Source organism: Pantoea sp. 22096 (assembly GCF_052045955.1).
In the GTDB taxonomy this organism is placed as follows: Bacteria; Pseudomonadota; Gammaproteobacteria; order Enterobacterales; family Enterobacteriaceae; genus Pantoea; species Pantoea alfalfae.
The window spans coordinates 501093-517436 of record NZ_JBQEPW010000001.1 but is presented as its reverse complement, the minus strand read 5'-3'; the positions used below and the strand labels follow the sequence as shown (position 1 = coordinate 517436).

General features: G+C 57.1%; 17 protein-coding genes, 1 pseudogene and 1 other annotated feature. Of the genes and pseudogenes, 15 read left to right on the top strand and 3 right to left on the bottom strand.

From position 1 onward, the window contains the following. Positions 1-5 precede the first annotated feature (5 nt). Positions 6-1364, bottom strand: coding sequence for an APC family permease (locus tag ACTJKZ_RS02240; RefSeq protein WP_440829147.1), 1359 nt, complete (start codon positions 1362-1364; stop codon positions 6-8). Positions 1365-1767: 403 nt separating this feature from the next. Then, positions 1768-3183 (bottom strand): glutamine synthetase family protein, encoded by a 1416-nt coding sequence (locus ACTJKZ_RS02235; protein WP_161734428.1) that lies wholly within the window; start codon positions 3181-3183, stop codon positions 1768-1770. Between the two features lie 204 nt (positions 3184-3387). Between ACTJKZ_RS02235 and puuD the strand changes: the two genes are divergently transcribed. The 3 genes from puuD to ACTJKZ_RS02220 are packed head-to-tail and all read left to right on the top strand — an operon-like array spanning position 3388 to position 6002. Further along, complete coding sequence (puuD, locus tag ACTJKZ_RS02230) at positions 3388-4155, top strand: gamma-glutamyl-gamma-aminobutyrate hydrolase (RefSeq protein ID WP_161734430.1); 768 nt, start codon at positions 3388-3390, stop codon at positions 4153-4155. Then, positions 4148-4705, top strand: coding sequence for an HTH-type transcriptional regulator PuuR (puuR, locus tag ACTJKZ_RS02225; RefSeq protein ID WP_161734432.1), 558 nt, complete (start codon positions 4148-4150; stop codon positions 4703-4705). Before puuD ends, puuR begins: the two co-directional genes overlap by 8 nt. A 19-nt stretch (positions 4706-4724) precedes the next feature. Beyond that, a complete protein-coding gene (locus tag ACTJKZ_RS02220; RefSeq protein WP_161734434.1) occupies positions 4725-6002 on the top strand; it encodes an NAD(P)/FAD-dependent oxidoreductase in 1278 nt (425 codons plus the stop codon). Between the two features lie 168 nt (positions 6003-6170). Here ACTJKZ_RS02220 and ACTJKZ_RS02215 read toward each other — a convergent pair whose 3' ends face one another. Continuing rightward, complete coding sequence (locus tag ACTJKZ_RS02215; protein WP_440829146.1) at positions 6171-6998, bottom strand: SDR family oxidoreductase; 828 nt, start codon at positions 6996-6998, stop codon at positions 6171-6173. Positions 6999-7177: 179 nt separating this feature from the next. On the opposite strand from ACTJKZ_RS02215, the gene hisL reads away from it, so the two are divergent. From hisL to ACTJKZ_RS02155, 12 genes and pseudogenes are all read left to right on the top strand, one after another. Beyond that, the gene (gene hisL / locus ACTJKZ_RS02210; RefSeq protein ID WP_110411768.1) at positions 7178-7225 is read left to right on the top strand and encodes a his operon leader peptide; all 48 of its coding nucleotides are present in this window, start codon (positions 7178-7180) and stop codon (positions 7223-7225) included. After that, positions 7201-7321 (top strand) — a sequence feature (His leader region). Its footprint overlaps the gene before it by 25 nt. 48 nt (positions 7322-7369) lie before the next feature. Then, on the top strand, positions 7370-8269 hold the full coding sequence (hisG, locus tag ACTJKZ_RS02205; protein ID WP_061062857.1) for an ATP phosphoribosyltransferase: 900 nt from the start codon (positions 7370-7372) through the stop codon (positions 8267-8269). 3 nt (positions 8270-8272) lie between these two features. Next, positions 8273-9577, top strand: coding sequence for a histidinol dehydrogenase (gene hisD, locus ACTJKZ_RS02200; protein WP_440829145.1), 1305 nt, complete (start codon positions 8273-8275; stop codon positions 9575-9577). Then, complete coding sequence (gene hisC, locus ACTJKZ_RS02195; RefSeq protein ID WP_161734440.1) at positions 9574-10650, top strand: histidinol-phosphate transaminase; 1077 nt, start codon at positions 9574-9576, stop codon at positions 10648-10650. The genes hisD and hisC overlap by 4 nt, the downstream gene beginning before the upstream one ends. After that, on the top strand, positions 10647-11714 hold the full coding sequence (hisB, locus tag ACTJKZ_RS02190; RefSeq protein ID WP_253419265.1) for a bifunctional histidinol-phosphatase/imidazoleglycerol-phosphate dehydratase HisB: 1068 nt from the start codon (positions 10647-10649) through the stop codon (positions 11712-11714). The genes hisC and hisB overlap by 4 nt, the downstream gene beginning before the upstream one ends. Next, the gene (gene hisH / locus ACTJKZ_RS02185) at positions 11714-12304 is read left to right on the top strand and encodes an imidazole glycerol phosphate synthase subunit HisH (RefSeq protein ID WP_161734444.1); all 591 of its coding nucleotides are present in this window, start codon (positions 11714-11716) and stop codon (positions 12302-12304) included. The genes hisB and hisH overlap by 1 nt, the downstream gene beginning before the upstream one ends. Further along, positions 12304-13041, top strand: a complete 738-nt coding sequence (gene hisA / locus ACTJKZ_RS02180) for a 1-(5-phosphoribosyl)-5-[(5-phosphoribosylamino)methylideneamino]imidazole-4-carboxamide isomerase (protein ID WP_161734446.1) — start codon at positions 12304-12306, stop codon at positions 13039-13041. Before hisH ends, hisA begins: the two co-directional genes overlap by 1 nt. Next, entirely contained in the window at positions 13023-13799 is a 777-nt protein-coding gene (gene hisF, locus ACTJKZ_RS02175) for an imidazole glycerol phosphate synthase subunit HisF (RefSeq protein ID WP_033783632.1), read from the top strand. The genes hisA and hisF overlap by 19 nt, the downstream gene beginning before the upstream one ends. Further along, the gene (hisIE, locus tag ACTJKZ_RS02170) at positions 13793-14404 is read left to right on the top strand and encodes a bifunctional phosphoribosyl-AMP cyclohydrolase/phosphoribosyl-ATP diphosphatase HisIE (protein WP_161734447.1); all 612 of its coding nucleotides are present in this window, start codon (positions 13793-13795) and stop codon (positions 14402-14404) included. Before hisF ends, hisIE begins: the two co-directional genes overlap by 7 nt. A 249-nt stretch (positions 14405-14653) precedes the next feature. Next, positions 14654-14986, top strand: a complete 333-nt coding sequence (locus ACTJKZ_RS02165) for a helix-turn-helix domain-containing protein (RefSeq protein WP_285088318.1) — start codon at positions 14654-14656, stop codon at positions 14984-14986. Next, positions 14973-15440 (top strand): annotated as a pseudogene (locus tag ACTJKZ_RS02160) (YbaK/prolyl-tRNA synthetase associated domain-containing protein); the annotation flags it as partial. The gene ACTJKZ_RS02165 and the pseudogene ACTJKZ_RS02160, both read left to right, overlap by 14 nt. Positions 15441-15515: 75 nt before the next feature. Next, positions 15516-16307, top strand: a complete 792-nt coding sequence (locus tag ACTJKZ_RS02155) for an ABC transporter substrate-binding protein (protein WP_161734453.1) — start codon at positions 15516-15518, stop codon at positions 16305-16307. Positions 16308-16344 lie beyond the last annotated feature (37 nt).

Below are 16344 nucleotides of genomic sequence, written 5' to 3'. Positions count from 1 at the left end.
CACGATTAAACTTCTTCGCTGAACTGCGGCACCGGATTACGGAAGCTGCGGGTCACGAATGCCAGGTAGATAATCCCGATGGCGGCCCAGATCAGGCCCAGAACCATAGAGCTCTCTTCCAGATTCACCCACAACGCACCGACCGTTATCGCGCCGAGCAGCGGCAGCAGCAGATACTGAACGTGATTTTTCAGCGTGCGGTTACGCTTCTCACGGATCCAGAACTGTGCGATCACCGACAGGTTCACGAAGGTAAACGCCACCAGCGCACCGAAGTTAATCAGCGCGGTCGCGGTGACCAGGTCAAAGTTAATCGCCATCAGCGCAATCGCACCGACCAGCAGCACGTTGAGCGACGGGGTACGCCATTTTGGATGGATGTAACCGAAGAAACGCTCCGGGAATACACCATCACGGCCCATCACATACATCAGACGCGATACGCCTGCGTGCGCCGCCATACCGGATGCCAGTACCGTGACCACCGAGAAGATCAGGATACCGACCTGCAGCGCTTTACCGGCTACGAACAGCATAATCTCAGGCTGTGAGGAGTCCGGATCCTGGAAACGGGTGATGTCCGGGAAGTAGAGCTGCAGGAAGTAAGATGCCGCGATAAAGATCACACCGCCAATCAGCGCCGTCAGGAAAATAGCGCGTGGAATGGTGCGTTCTGCATCTTTGGTCTCTTCCGACAGCGAACTGATGCCATCAAAGCCGAGGAACGAGAAGCAGAGTATGGTCGCACCGGTAATCATCGGCACCACGTGCGCATTCTCAGACCAGAACGGACGGCTGCTCACCAGGGTACCGGAACCGACGCCGCTTGCCACACCGTAGATCACCATGCCGGTGATCCCGACCATGACAATGACCTGCAGCACCACAATGACACTGTTGAAGTTGGCGACGGTTTTGATGCCCTTGAGGTTAGAGAGCGTCATAAAGCCGACCAGCAACACCACGAAGATCCACGACGGGATGCCCGGCACCAGCGATTCGAAATAGTTTTTAGCCAGCAGGATGTTGATCATCGGCATGAACAGATAGTCCAGCAGTGATGACCAGCCGACCATAAAGCCGACGTGCGGACTGATCGCCTTCTGAGCGTAGGTATAAGCGGAGCCCGCAGAGGGGAAGCGGCGTACCAGCTTACCGTAACTCACGGCAGTGAACAGAATCGCAATCAGTGCGAAAGCATAAGCGGTGGCGACGTGACCATCGGTCAGACCGGAAACGATGCCAAAGGTATCGAACAGGGTCATAGGCTGCATGTAGGCTAAGCCCATCATGACGACCGGAAGTAACGTAAGCGTCTTTTTGAGTTGCGCACGCTGCGGTGCGGCGGAGGTATTAAGCGACATGCTTCAGTCCCCCCTGTGCGACAACCTGGCTGGGCTGGGTCACAGGGCAACTGCGCATTAAGCGACAGGGAGTAAGGTTAGCGGTTGACGCGGCGCCGTAGTCATCACGAAAACGCGTACCAGCGTTGGCTGGCAGAGTGAAAAACATCCCCATCTTTGTAATCCTCAATCTCACGCTTACGCGTGTTTTCAGTGTTTATCTATCCGGGTGCGTGCCCGGCCTCGGTTAAGTCAGCAAAAACGCTCTGTTAAAACTGGATGCAAAAAAATAACCGGCGCGTTAAGCGTCGGTTATCATCTGATTTTGCAGGCCGCGTATTCTGCCCTAACCCGTGGCAGTATTACAAGCCGTCGGGGCACCTTATGCAAAAAAAAGCGCGACAGAGTAACGCTGAAAAGCTCATCAGGCGTTTTTCAGCATCCAGTCTATTTCCGTAGACGTAATCAGTCGTTCAAACTGCATCAGTTCATGATGCTTGCAGCTGTGCCAGACACTGGCAAAGCGTTCGCCCAGTAACTTCTGCAGCGGATAGCTGCTGTCAAACTCATACAGCGCATCACTCTGCCGGATCGGCAGTGCCAGCCCCTCGGCATGGTGTCCGTTGCCGGTGACCGGATGCGGCAATGGCAGCTGCGTATCCAGCCCATGCAGCATCCCGGCCAGGATAGCCGAGACGACCAGATAGGGATTAGCATCAGCGCCTGCCACCCGATACTCAATACGGTGGTTGTCGATATCGCCGCACGGCACGCGCAGCGCAACGGTACGGTTGTTATGACCCCACGAAGCCTGTAACGGCACATAGGCTTCAGGGACAAAGCGGCGATAGGCATTCACATTGGGTGCCAGCAGCGCCATTGAGGCGGGCATCAGATCGATCATCCCGGCCAGCGCCCGTTTCATCAGCGGAGAATCGCTGCCGTCATCGCAGGCAAAGGCGTTGTGATCGGCAGCATCCAGCATGCTGATATGCACATGCATGCCGCTGCCCGCGTACTCCTCATAGGGCTTCGCCATAAACGTCGCGGTCATACCGTGGTTTTCTGCCACCTGACGAATCAGGCGCTTCAGCTGCACCGCATGGTCGCAGGCGCGCAGCACGTCACGGGTATGATGCAGGTTGATCTCAAACTGTCCGGGCGAGGCTTCCGCCAGCGCGCCATCGGCCGGTATGCCCTGCTGACGGGCCAAATCGTCAATATCGCGCAGGACATCAGCGAAATGATCGAGATTATCGACCGAGTAGACCTGGCTCTGCATATTGCGTTCATCGCTGCCAGGCGAACAGGGCGGCTGGATAAAGCCTTCAGCATCGCGCTTTTTGTCCACCAGATAGAACTCCAGCTCTACCGCTACCACCGGAAACAGACCTCGGTTGCGCAACTGTTGCCACAGTCGGTTGAGGACATTTCGGGGTTCAACGTCAAAGGGAGTGCCATCTTGGTTGCACATGGTTAACAGCAGCTGTGCAATGTGTTGAGGGTCAGAGGCGGAGGGAACTAACGTGCCGCTAACGGGCAGACAGAGATTATCGGGTTCACCAAGAGACTGGCCGAGTCCCGCTTCTTCCACCGTGTTGCCGAGGATATCCATGGCAAACACTGAGGCGGGGAAATAACATCCTTTTTCCAGCTTAGGTAGCGCAGAGACCGGAATACGCTTACCGCGGAACACACCATTTAAATCATTTAACAGGATGTCGACATACTGCGTTTCAGGATGGCGCTCCAGCCAGGTTTTCACCTCAAGCTGGAACGCGCTGGTTCGTTTCTCTTCACTGTGAAGCGTGAAGTCTTCCACTTCTACCAGGTTAGTCATGATCTCACCCGCCCCTATTAGGTTTGCGTAATGCTCAAAATAACAGCCACACCACTAACATAGCGCCAACATAAAAAGTGTGCAAATGTAACAAATCTGTTTGAAGAACAAACAGCACATTGCTAGATTGAAAAAATATTGCACACTTAACCGCCAGCCGTGCCCTTTCGGTAGATATTTCGACCAGTAATGCGAGGACGTAAGATGGGCATTATTTTTGACAAGCCGTTGATTGGCGTAGTGATGTGCCAGAAGGATCTGGGCGGCCATCCGACTCAGACGGTGCATAACAAGTATATTGATGCGGTCGTCCTGGCGGGTGGCGTGCCTCTCGCCCTGCCCCAAAGTCTTACTAATGCGCCTCATCTATCAGAAAACGCTATGGCTGTGCTGGATGGCCTGCTCCTCACCGGCAGTCCCAGCAACATCGAACCCTGGCATTATGGCGAAGCCGGTGAAGAGCCGCATGCCGATCCGGGCCGCGACCGTCTCGCCTTTCAGCTGATCACCTGGGCCACCAGCCACAAAATGCCGATGTTTGGCATCTGCCGTGGACTGCAGGAGCTGGTGGTGGCCAATGGTGGCGCGCTGTGGCGGAATCTCAGTGAGCAGGCAAAATTTCAGCGTCATCATGAAGATGAGACACTGCCATTTGATGACCAGTATGCGCCAGCGCATACCATCACTATCGAACCGGATGGCCTGCTGGCAACGCTGCTGGACAGCAATATGCCGCTTGCGGTCAATTCACTGCATCATCAGGGCGTGCGCGAACCGGGGCCGCAGCTGCGCGTTGAGGCACGCGCGCCGGATGGCCTGATTGAGGCGGTGAGCCTGCGTCATCATCCCTTCGCCCTGGCGGTACAGTGGCATCCCGAATGGCAACCGGAAAACACGGCGGGATCGCAGGCGCTGTTCAGCGGCTTTATTCAGGCCGCGAGTCGTTACCACAGGGGAAAAGCAGATGAGTGATGCCACGCTGGCACCGGGACGACGGCTGGCGCAGATCCGGCAGACGATGGGATTGTCGCAACGTCGCGTTGCTGAACTGGCCGGACTGACCCACAGCGCTATCAGCACCATTGAGCAGGATAAGGTCAGCCCGGCGGTCAGCACCCTGCAGAAGCTGCTAAAGGTCTATGGGCTGTCGCTGTCGGAATTCTTCTCCGACCCCAAACCGGATGCGGAGCCGAAAGTGATTGTCCGACCCAGCGATCTGCTGGAGATTGGCAGCCAGGGTGTGTCGCTGAAGCTGATCGACAATGGCCGTGCGCAGCGCACGCTGGGCATGCTGCTGGAAACCTATCAACCCGGTGCCAGCACTGGCGAGAAGCTCCGTCATCCAGGCGAAGAGACCGGTACGCTGCTGGAAGGCGAAATTACGCTGATCATCAACGGACAGCAGTTTCATCTCTCCGCTGGCGAGAGCTATGTGATTGACACCGGTTTACCGCACAGCTTCACCAACAGGGCTGAAATCCCCTGCCGCATTGTCAGTGCCCACACGCCAGCCAACTTTTAGGCGCTTCCCGGAGGTTGTTATGAATTATGTGGAGAGTTATTACGCAGCGACCGCCAATCCGCATGCGCCCTGGCCGACCCTGCAGGAGAGCATTCAGTGTGACGTCTGCATAATTGGTGGCGGTTTCACCGGTCTTTCAGCGGCGCTGCATCTGACCGAGGTCGGCTATGACGTGGTCGTGCTGGAAGCGGCGCGGGTCGGCTTCGGTGCCAGCGGGCGAAACGGCGGTCAGGTGGTGAACTCCTACAGCCGCGACGTGGATGTGATTGAGCAGCGCTACGGTAAAGAGAGCGCCCGCATGCTGGGCAGCATGATGTTTGAAGGCGCTGAGATTATCCGCGATCGCATTAAGCGGTATGCAATTGACTGTGACTACCGGCCCGGCGGCATTTTTGCAGCGCTGAATGCACGTCAGATGGCACATCTGCAAAAACAGAAAACGCTATGGCAGCAGTACGGCAATTACGATCTGGAGTTGCTGGACGAACGGGGTATTCGCCGCGAAGTTGCCACCGAACGTTATGTCGGCGGGCTACTGGATCGACGTGGCGGCCATCTGCATCCGCTGAATCTGGCGCTGGGAGAAGCGGAAGCCATTCGTCGACATGGTGGACGCATTTATGAGCAGTCCGCGGCGACAGATGTGGTTTATGGCACACCTAACCGGGTGAAGACCGCTCAGGGCGAAGTCAGTGCGACATTTGTGATCTTCGCCGGTAATGCCTATCTGTCACCCCAGCTGGAGCCACGCCTGAGCAGGAAAAGCATGCCATGCGGCTCGCAGATTGTGGCAACCGAACCGCTGACACCCGACCAGGCACTGTCGCTGATGCCGAACAATTACTGTGTGGAGGATTGTAACTATCTGCTGGATTACTTCCGTCTGACCGCCGACAACCGGCTGCTCTATGGCGGCGGCGTGGTCTACGGCGCGCGGGAACCAGCCGATATTGAAGCGCTGATCCGGCCCAAGCTGCGCCGTACTTTCCCGCAATTGCAGAACGTGAAGCTGGACTTCAGCTGGAGCGGCAATTTCCTGCTAACGCTGTCGCGTATGCCGCAGTTTGGCCGGATGGAGAAGAATGTCTATTTTATGCAGGGCGACAGCGGCCATGGCGTCACCAGTACCCATCTCTCCGGCAAGCTGATTAGCGAAGTGTTACGCGGCGATGCGGAGCGGTTTGACGCCTTTGCTCGTCTGCCTCACCTGCCGTTTCCCGGCGGGCGGCGGTTTAAGGTGCCGCTGACGGCGATGGGGGCGGTGTGGTATGCGTTGAGGGATCGGCTGGGGGTGTGAGGCTGAGGGCCAGACCTGACTGCCTGGCCTGATGAAAACAGGTCCTGCAGCAGGGCACATTCTGCCCTGTTGTTTAAAATTCTTTTGTATGTTGTAACTATAGGAAGAGCAGACTTCTCATATATCAGAGCGGGAGCACTCAGCCCCCGCAACAGCGCCAGCCGCGTATCACTCCAGCGGCATCTTCACCGGGTCGTCATAGCGGTACTCAAACCCGAGTTCACTACAGATGCGTGACCCATCAATCAGCTTGCCGCTGTCTTTTACGGCCTCTGGCGCGAACTGCGGCGGCTGCAGACCAAGCTGGCGCGTAACGGCGGGATAGAAGGTGTCGCGCGTCGGATGTTTCGGCGCACTAAGGTTATAAACCCGGCCCCCTTTTGGCGACTGCAGCAGCAGCGTAATCGCCTCAACCACGTCATCCAGATGCACCAGATTGACGCCCTGCGAGCCATTTGTCACATCCTGCTTACCGGCGAGGAAGCGTCCCGGATGACGCTTTGGCCCGACCAGACCGGACAAACGCACAATATCCACGCTGGTTCCTGGCAGATCGTGCAGCCAGCTCTCCAGCTTAACCAGGGTTTTACCGGCTACCGTTTCGGCGGTCAGCGGGCTGTTTTCCCGTTTAATGCCAGAGCTGCCACCATAGACTGACGTTGAGCTGGTAAAGATGATGCGCGGCACTTTATACACCAGCGCGGTATCGACCACATTCTGCACCGCCTGCAGATAAGCTTCACCGCCTTCCGCTGTACGGCTGGCAGGTAACGTGACAATCAATGCATCGACGTTAAAGAGCGACTCGATATCGGCAGCATCACACAGCAGTTCCGGCGTCAGTTCCAGCTGGAACGCCTCAATGCCGCAGCGGCGTGCGGCTTCAACTCCGTCTGGCGTGGTTTTGCTGCCGGTGACCTGCCAGCCTCGCGCCGTTAACGCCGTGGCCAGCGGCATACCCAGCCAGCCCAGTCCCACAATCGCGACCTTCTTCATTTTGACTCCTGACGTGAAACATCAACCCTGACTTCACCGTAGTTTGCCCCCGGATTGCAAACAAGAACAACCTGTTTCAGCGCTTTCCGAAGCGCCTGTTTAAAAAAGTGTTGCCAAGTGCTGCCATCTTCGCTAGGTTAAACCCCACAAATGAATACTCATTCATCGACGAGATTATTATGACACGCGTTCAGTTAAACCATCATCACCACCATCATCCTGACTAGTCTTTCAGGCGATTGGTGCTGGAAGACTTTCAAGATCTTCCAGTGGTGTGAACGCAAGAGAACCCCCGGAAGATCGTCTTCCGGGGGTTTTTTTATGGGCTGGCGCAACCACACTTTCAGGACAGGATTAAGAGGACAGGAACCATGTTAGATAACACCCGTTTACGCATAGCTATGCAGAAATCTGGCCGTTTAAGTGATGATTCACGCGAACTGCTGGCGCGCTGCGGCGTTAAAATCAACCTTCAGCAACAGCGCCTGATTGCGTTTGCGGAGAACATGCCGATCGACATCCTGCGCGTGCGCGATGACGATATCCCTGGCCTGGTGATGGACGGTGTGGTCGATCTCGGCATCATCGGTGAAAACGTGCTGGAAGAGGAATTACTCTCGCGCCGTGCCCAGGGCGAAGACCCGCGCTATTTTACGCTGCGTCGCCTGGATTTCGGCGGTTGCCGTCTGTCACTGGCGATGGCGACTGACGCCGAGTACACCGGCCCGGAATGCCTCGATAAATCCCGCATCGCTACCTCTTATCCGCACCTGCTCAAACAGTACCTCGACAAAAAAGGCGTCAGCTTTAAAACCTGTATGCTGAATGGCTCTGTTGAAGTGGCGACCCGCGCCGGTCTGGCGGATGCCATCTGCGATCTGGTCTCCACCGGTGCCACGCTGGAAGCGAATGGCCTGCGTGAAGTGGAAGTCATCTATCGCTCAAAAGCCGTCCTGATCCAGCGCGACGGCGAGATGCCAGCCGCCAAGCAGGAGCTGATCGACAAGATGATGACCCGTATTCAGGGCGTGATTAAAGCGCGTGAATCGAAGTACATCATGCTGCACGCGCCGAGTGAGCGGCTGGAAGAAGTAATCAGCCTGCTGCCTGGCGCGGAGCGTCCGACCGTTCTGCCGCTGGCAGGCGATGTCAGCCGCGTGGCAATGCATATGGTCAGCAGCGAAACCCTGTTCTGGGAAACCATGGAAAAACTGAAAGCGTTGGGTGCCAGTTCAATTCTGGTGCTGCCTATTGAGAAGATGATGGAGTAAGCCATGGCCTTTTCTACCCCGATTGAGTGGCAGCAGTGCACCTCCGAACAGCAGCAGGCGCTGCTGTTGCGTCCTGCCATCGCCGCCTCTGAAAACGTCACGCTGACAGTGCGTAACGTGCTGGAGCAGGTAAAGCTGAACGGTGATGACGCGCTGCGCGAGTTCAGCGCCCGCTTCGACAAGGCGCAGGTTGAAAATCTGCGTGTGACGCCGCAGCAAATCGCAGACGCCAGCGCCCAACTGAGTGACGAGCTGAAGCAGGCGATGGCCGTCGCGGTGGGCAATATCGAAACCTTCCACAACGCGCAGATTTTGCCGCCAGTGGATGTGGAAACCCAGCCCGGCGTGCGCTGCCAGCAGATCACCCGCCCGGTGAAATCGGTCGGACTTTATATTCCTGGTGGTTCCGCCCCACTCTTCTCCACCGTGCTGATGCTGGCGACTCCGGCCCGTATCGCCGGTTGTGGCCGCGTGGTGCTCTGTTCGCCGCCGCCGATTGCCGATGAGATCCTCTATGCCGCGCAGCTGTGCGGCGTAGAAGAGGTGTTCCAGGTGGGCGGCGCGCAGGCTATCGCCGCGCTGGCCTTCGGCACTGAAACCGTGCCACGCGTGGACAAGATTTTTGGCCCGGGCAACGCCTGGGTGACCGAAGCGAAACGTCAGGTAAGTCAGCGACTCGATGGCGCGGCGATTGATATGCCGGCGGGTCCTTCTGAAGTGCTGGTGATTGCGGATGAAGGCGCCACGCCCGCGTTTGTCGCGTCTGATTTACTCTCACAGGCAGAGCATGGGCCCGACTCGCAAGTTATTCTGCTGACGCCTTCATTAAAGCTGGCCGAGGCGGTCGCGGTCGCGGTTGAGCAGCAGCTGGCACAGTTGCCGCGTGCGGCCACGGCGCGTCAGGCGCTGGAGAGCAGCCGCCTGATCGTGGCGCGCGACCTTGAGCAATGCGTTGAGATTTCCAATCTCTACGGCCCTGAGCACCTGATTCTGCAGACCCGTCAGCCGCGCGATCTGGTGGAGTCGATCACCAGCGCCGGTTCAGTCTTCTTAGGCGACTGGTCGCCGGAGTCCGCGGGCGATTACGCTTCGGGCACCAATCACGTGTTACCGACCTACGGTTATACGTCGACCTGTTCCAGCCTGGGCCTGGCCGACTTCCAGAAACGCATGACGGTGCAGGAGCTGACGCCGCAGGGCTTCCTGAATCTGGCCGCCACGATTGAAACCCTGGCCGCCGCTGAGCAGCTGGATGCCCACAAGAATGCCGTCACCCTGCGCGTTGCCGCACTGAAGGAGCAAGCATGAGTCAGGATATTGAGCAGCTGGCGCGCGCGAATGTGCGCGCTCTGACGCCTTATATGTCGGCGCGTCGTCTGGGTGGCAACGGTGATGTCTGGCTCAATGCCAACGAATTCCCGCTGCCGGTGCCGTTTGAGCTGTCGCAACAGACGCTGAACCGCTATCCCGAATGTCAGCCAAAGCTGGTTATTGAGCGCTATGCGGCTTACGCAGGTTTAACGCCCGAGCAGGTGCTGGTCAGCCGTGGCGCGGATGAAGCCATCGAACTAATCATGCGTGCCTTTTGTGAGCCGGGACAGGATGCGATTCTGTTCTGTCCGCCGACCTATGGCATGTACAGCGTCAGCGCCGAAACCATCGGCATTGAATATCGCACCGTTCCGGCGCTTAGCGACTGGCAGCTCAACCTGCCCGCTATCGCGGAACAGCTTGATGGCGTCAAAGTCGTTTACCTTTGCAGCCCGAACAACCCGACCGGCAACCTGATTAATCAGGACGACATCCGCCAGTTACTGGCGATGACCGCCGGTAAAGCGCTGGTGGTAGCCGATGAAGCCTATATTGAATTCTGCCCGCAGGCGACGCTGACCGGCTGGCTGAAGGATTATCCGCATCTGGTCATTCTGCGTACCCTTTCAAAAGCCTTTGCGCTGGCGGGCCTGCGTTGTGGGTTTGCGCTGGCGAATAAGCCGGTGATCGACCTGCTGATGAAGGTGATTGCGCCCTACCCGCTGGCGACGCCGGTAGCGGACGTCGCCGGACAGGCGCTGAGTGAGCAAGGCATTGCGCTGATGCGCGAGCATGTGGTCCAGCTGAACGACAATCGCAGCTGGCTGCTGGCTGAACTGGCGCAGCTGGCCTGCGTTGAGCAGGTTTTCCCCAGCGAAACCAACTATGTGCTGGCGCGCTTTACCGATTCTCCAAAAGTCTTCAAAACCTTATGGGATCAGGGCATTATCCTGCGTGATCAGAACAAAAATCCGGGCCTGTCGGGATGCCTGCGCATCTCCATCGGCACGCGTGAAGAGTGCGAACGAGCGATCGCCGCGCTGCAAGCCTTTTCTCTGGAGCAAGCATGAGTCAGAAGACCCTTTTTATTGACCGCGACGGTACGTTAATCTCTGAGCCGCCTGAGGATTACCAGGTGGATAGACTGGATAAACTGGCATTTGAGCCAGACGTTATCCCGGCGCTGCTGGCGCTGCAGGCCGCCGGTTATCGCCTGGTGATGATTACCAACCAGGATGGTCTTGGCACCGCCAGTTTCCCGCAGGCGGATTTTGATGGGCCGCACAATCTGATGATGCAGGTCCTGACCTCGCAGGGCATCGCGTTTGACGATGTGCTGATCTGCCCGCACATGCCGGACGATCATTGCGACTGCCGCAAGCCGAAAACGAAAATGGTAGAAGCCTGGCTGGCAGAAGGCGCGCTGGATACCGCCAACAGTTATGTGATTGGCGATCGTCTGACCGACGTGCAGCTGGCGGAGAACATGGGCATTCAGCCTATCCGCTACGGCGCTGACGGCGAGAACTGGCAGACCATTCAGCAGCGTCTGACCCAGCGTGACCGCCATGCGCTGGTGCAGCGCAACACGAAAGAGACGCAGGTTCGGGTCGAACTCTGGCTGGATCGCGAAGGCGGCAGCAAGATTAATACCGGCGTGGGTTTCTTCGACCACATGCTGGACCAGATTGCCGTACACGGCGGCTTCCGCATGAACATTGAAGTGAAAGGCGATCTCTATATTGACGATCACCACACGGTGGAAGATACCGGTCTGGCACTGGGCGAAGCGCTGCTGAAGGCGCTGGGCGACAAGCGTGGCATTGGCCGTTTCGGCTTTGTGCTGCCGATGGATGAATGCCTGGCGCGCTGCGCGCTGGATATCTCCGGCCGTCCGCACATCGAGTTCAAAGCAGAGTTCAACTATCAACGCGTGGGCGACCTCAGCACTGAGATGGTCGAGCACTTCTTCAGCTCGCTCTCTTACGCCATGATGAGCACCCTGCATCTGAAAACCAAAGGCAAGAATGACCATCATCGCGTCGAGAGCCTGTTTAAAGCCTTTGGTCGTACGCTGCGCCAGGCGATCCGCGTTGAGGGTAATACCCTGCCGAGTTCGAAGGGAGTGCTGTGATGAACGTGGTGATCATGGATACCGGTTGCGCCAATCTCTCGTCGGTGAAATGGGCAATTGAACGTCTGGGCTATACCCCGGAAGTGAGCCGCGATTCCGATGTGGTGCTGCGCGCCGACAAACTGTTTCTGCCAGGCGTAGGCACCGCGCAGGCGGCAATGAAGCAACTGGAAGAGCGTGACCTGATCGATCTGGTAAAAGCCTGTACCCAGCCGGTGCTGGGGATCTGTCTGGGTATGCAGCTGCTGGGACGCGGCAGCGATGAAAACGGCGGCGTGCCGACGCTGGGCATTATCGATGAGCCGGTGTCACTCATGGACACCCACGGCCTGCCGCTGCCGCACATGGGCTGGAACCAGATTACCGCGCAGGCGGGCAATCATCTGTTCCGCGGCATTGATGAAGGATCCTATTTCTACTTCGTCCACAGCTATGCCATGCCGGTCAACGCCAGCACCATCGCCCAGTGTCACTACGGTGAAGCGTTCACCGCCGCGGTGCAGAAAGATAACTTCTTCGGCGTCCAGTTCCATCCGGAACGCTCGGGCAAAGCGGGCGCGCAGTTGCTGAAAAACTTCCTGGAGATGTAATGATTATCCCCGCGTTAGATTTAATTGACGGCAAAGTGGTTCGTCTGCATCAGGGCGATTATGGTCAGCAGCGTGATTACGGCAGTGAGCCGCTGCCACGTCTGAAGGATTACGTAAGCCAGGGCGCGACTGTGCTGCATCTGGTGGATTTAACCGGCGCGAAAGATCCGGCGAAACGCCAGATTACGCTGCTGAAATCCCTGCTGGACGGCGTTGATGTGACGGTGCAGGTGGGTGGCGGCATTCGCAGCCGTGACGATGTGCACGCGCTGCTGGAAGCGGGTGCGAGTCGTGTGGTGGTCGGTTCCACTGCTGTGAAAGAGCCTGAAGAGGTCAAACGGTGGTTCGCGGAGTTTGGCGCAGAGGCGATTGTGCTGGCGTTAGATGTGCGCATTGACGCCAGTAACCGCAAAGAAGTGGCGATCAGTGGCTGGCAGGAAGCGGCGGGTGTTACCCTGGAAGAGGTGGTTACCGACTTTCAGCAGGTGGGCCTGAAGCATGTGCTGTGCACCGATATTTCCCGCGACGGCACCCTGAGCGGTTCCAATGTTGCGCTCTATCAGGAAGTCACGGCGCGCTTCCCGACGATCGCTTTCCAGTCCTCGGGTGGCATTGGCGACCTCAATGATATCGCCGCCCTGCGCGGCAGCGGCGTTCAGGGCGTGATTGTCGGACGTGCGCTGCTGGAAAATAAATTCACAGTTTCGGAGGCGATCGCATGCTGGCAAAACGGATAATTCCCTGTCTGGATGTACGTGACGGTCAGGTGGTCAAAGGCGTACAGTTTCGCAATCACGAAATCATCGGCGACATCGTGCCGCTGGCGCAGCGCTACGCCGCTGAAGGAGCAGACGAACTGGTCTTCTATGACATCACCGCCTCATCTGATGGCCGCGTCGTCGACAAAAGCTGGGTATCACGCGTTGCGGAAGTGATCGATATTCCATTCTGCGTCGCGGGCGGCATCAAAACCCCTGAAGACGCGGCACGTATTCTGGAGTTTGGTGCGGATAAGATCTCGATTAACTCCCCGGCGCTTGCCGATCCCACGCTCATCACCCGCCTCGCAGACCGGTTTGGCGTGCAGTGTATCGTGGTCGGCATCGATACCTGGTTTGACGAGGCCAGCGGCAAGTATCAGGTGAATCAGTATACCGGTGACGAAGCACGCACCCGCGTGACGCAGTGGGAAACGCTGGAGTGGGTGCAGGAAGTGCAGAAACTGGGCGCAGGCGAGATCGTGCTGAACATGATGAATCAGGATGGCGTGCGTAACGGCTATGACCTGGTGCAGCTGAAGAAAATGCGTGAAGTCTGCAACGTGCCCCTGATCGCCTCTGGCGGCGCAGGCACCATGCAGCACTTCCTGGAGGCGTTTACCGAGGCGAATGTCGATGGTGCTTTAGCCGCCTCGGTATTCCATAAGCAGATTATTAATATTGGTGAGCTGAAGAGCTTTCTGATCGACAACGGAGTGGAGATTCGCGCGTGCTAACTCAACAACAACAGGCCCTTCTCGACTGGGATAAAACACAGGGCATGATGCCGGTCATCGTTCAGCACAACGTCTCAGGCGAAGTGCTGATGCATGGCTACATGAACCCGGCAGCGCTGGAAAAAACCCTGGCAGAAGGCAATGTCACCTTTTTCTCCCGCACCAAAAACCGCTTGTGGACCAAAGGCGAGACCTCCGGCAACTTTCTGCAGGTGGTAAGCATCACGCCTGACTGCGACAACGACACACTGCTGGTACTGGCGAACCCGATTGGCCCGACCTGCCATCTCGGCACCACCAGCTGCTTCTCTCCGGCTGTGCCTGAATGGACCTTCCTCTATCAGCTGGAAGAGCTGCTGGCGTCGCGCAAAACGGCTGACCCTGAAAGCTCTTACACTGCACGGCTCTACGCCAGCGGCACGAAGCGCATCGCGCAGAAAGTGGGTGAAGAAGGCGTTGAGACCGCGCTGGCGGCGACCGTCAACGATCGGGATGAACTGACCAATGAAGCTTCAGACCTTGTCTATCACCTGATGGTGTTGTTACAGGATCAGAATCTCGACTTCAGCGCGGTGATTAACAACCTGCGCAACCGCCATAAGTAATTGTGCAATATGCTGCTCAGAATTTCGTTTTACAGGCGGATTCTGAGCAGAATCCTTCTCAAAAATTAAACGCTATTGTTGAGCATCATATTGCTCAACAGGTGTTGCCATGCGCACACTCCAGCTATTTATTAAGGGCCGCTGGTATGATGCCGCCCAACTCAATATTTAGCATCCCCTCCAGGGCCGTGAAAGCGCCGCCTTACTTGCGTACGATTATCTTGATCAGCGTATTAAAGGCTGGCAACTATGAAAAAAACGCTGTCACCTTTGGAACGCGAAGCGATGCTGCTGAACCTTACTCAACAGTTTCCTGAAGAGAAACTGTCACAGGGCAAGCTCCTGATGCAGCTTCGCAAAAACGTGCTGGGATTCTCTCAGGAACGTTATGCCGCGCTGGCCGGGATTAGCCGCCGCACACTGTCAGATATTGAACAGGACAGGGACAATACCACGCTGAGCACCCTCAACCGGGCGCTTAAACCGCTGGGTCTGAAAACCGGCATATTGCCACGTCAGCCGCATATGCTGCAGACACTGATGCTGCAACTGACCGCAGGAGAGCACCGTGACCACCCATGAAAAGTTAATCGCTCTGCTAGAGCAACACCAGGCGCGTTATCGCCTGATGGAACATGAGGCGACCGGCAAATGTGAAGCGGTCGCGGCGATACGCGGCACCGAAATCGGTCAGGGCGCGAAAGCGCTGGTCTGTCATGTGAAAGGCAATGGCATTAAGCAGCATGTGCTGGCGGTATTACCGGCCGACCGGCAGGCCGATCTGGGCAAAGTCGCGGCAGCAGTAGGCGGTCGACGCGCTTCACTCGCCAGCCCGGCGGAGACCGCTCTGCTGACCGGCTGCGTATTCGGGGCGATACCACCGTTCAGCTTTCATCCTGACCTCAGGCTGATTGTGGACCCCGCGCTGTTTGAACGTTATCCGGCGATCGCGTTTAACGCCGGTCTGCTGGAACGCTCAGTGATCCTGAATACCGAAGATTATCGCGCGTTATGCGCGGCTGACGTGGTGGCGATTACGCAGCAATTGCCATCCCGGCAGTCCGGCGATACTCTGCATAATCACTCATCACGACAGAATAAGAGCAAAATCATGAACATTTTCACTCAACGCCTGCGTCAGACGCTGGCTGTGGCGGTTATGGCAGGCTGCGCTTTTAGCGCGCAGGCAAAAATCGAACAGGTGCGTTTCGCGGTCGATCCGACCTATCCGCCCTTCGAATCGAAAACGCCACAGGGCAAGCTGGTCGGCTTTGATATTGATCTGGGCAATGCGCTCTGTACTCAGATGCAGGCAAAATGTGTCTGGGTTGAAAGCCAGTTTGACGGCATGATCCCGGCCCTTAAAGCGCGTAAATTTGATGCCATTCTGTCTGACATGGGCATTACCGAAGAGCGCCTGAAGCAGATCGATTTCACTGTTCCACTCTATGACACCCACACCCAGCTGATTGCCCGTAAAGGCGCTGGCATCCTGCCCACCGTTGAATCCCTGAAAGGAAAAACGGTCGGCGTAGAACAGGGAACGGTTCAGGAGCGCTATGCGCTGGCAAAATGGCAGCCTCACGGTGTGACCGTAGTGCCTTATGGCGATCAGGCACAGGTTGAAAGCGATCTGGTTTCAGGCCGACTGGATGCGGTATTCACCGATGCGGCACAGGCGGCCATCGGCTTCCTGAAGCATCCGCAGGGCAAAGATTTTGAACTGGCTGGACCGATTATTCAGGATCCGATTATCGGCCCCGGCACGGCTATTGGCCTGCGCAAAGGCGATACCGAACTGAAAACCGCACTGGATAATGCCTTTGCCGAAATCAAAAAGAACGGCACCTTTGACCAGATTCAGAAGCGCTACTTCGCCACGGATATCTCTATCCAGCAGTAACCTCGCGGTCATCCTTTTTCGTCCTCACCGCGATCCG

Coding starts and splice junctions, on each gene's coding strand:
- ACTJKZ_RS02240 (WP_440829147.1), bottom strand. CDS start 1,364: ATGTCGCTTAATACCTCCGCCGCACCGCAGCGTGCGCAACTCAAAAAG.
- ACTJKZ_RS02235 (WP_161734428.1), bottom strand. CDS start 3,183: ATGACTAACCTGGTAGAAGTGGAAGACTTCACGCTTCACAGTGAAGAG.
- puuD (WP_161734430.1), top strand. CDS start 3,388: ATGGGCATTATTTTTGACAAGCCGTTGATTGGCGTAGTGATGTGCCAG.
- puuR (WP_161734432.1), top strand. CDS start 4,148: ATGAGTGATGCCACGCTGGCACCGGGACGACGGCTGGCGCAGATCCGG.
- ACTJKZ_RS02220 (WP_161734434.1), top strand. CDS start 4,725: ATGAATTATGTGGAGAGTTATTACGCAGCGACCGCCAATCCGCATGCG.
- ACTJKZ_RS02215 (WP_440829146.1), bottom strand. CDS start 6,998: ATGAAGAAGGTCGCGATTGTGGGACTGGGCTGGCTGGGTATGCCGCTG.
- hisG (WP_061062857.1), top strand. CDS start 7,370: ATGTTAGATAACACCCGTTTACGCATAGCTATGCAGAAATCTGGCCGT.
- hisD (WP_440829145.1), top strand. CDS start 8,273: ATGGCCTTTTCTACCCCGATTGAGTGGCAGCAGTGCACCTCCGAACAG.
- hisC (WP_161734440.1), top strand. CDS start 9,574: ATGAGTCAGGATATTGAGCAGCTGGCGCGCGCGAATGTGCGCGCTCTG.
- hisB (WP_253419265.1), top strand. CDS start 10,647: ATGAGTCAGAAGACCCTTTTTATTGACCGCGACGGTACGTTAATCTCT.
- hisH (WP_161734444.1), top strand. CDS start 11,714: ATGAACGTGGTGATCATGGATACCGGTTGCGCCAATCTCTCGTCGGTG.
- hisA (WP_161734446.1), top strand. CDS start 12,304: ATGATTATCCCCGCGTTAGATTTAATTGACGGCAAAGTGGTTCGTCTG.
- hisF (WP_033783632.1), top strand. CDS start 13,023: ATGCTGGCAAAACGGATAATTCCCTGTCTGGATGTACGTGACGGTCAG.
- ACTJKZ_RS02165 (WP_285088318.1), top strand. CDS start 14,654: ATGAAAAAAACGCTGTCACCTTTGGAACGCGAAGCGATGCTGCTGAAC.
- ACTJKZ_RS02155 (WP_161734453.1), top strand. CDS start 15,516: ATGAACATTTTCACTCAACGCCTGCGTCAGACGCTGGCTGTGGCGGTT.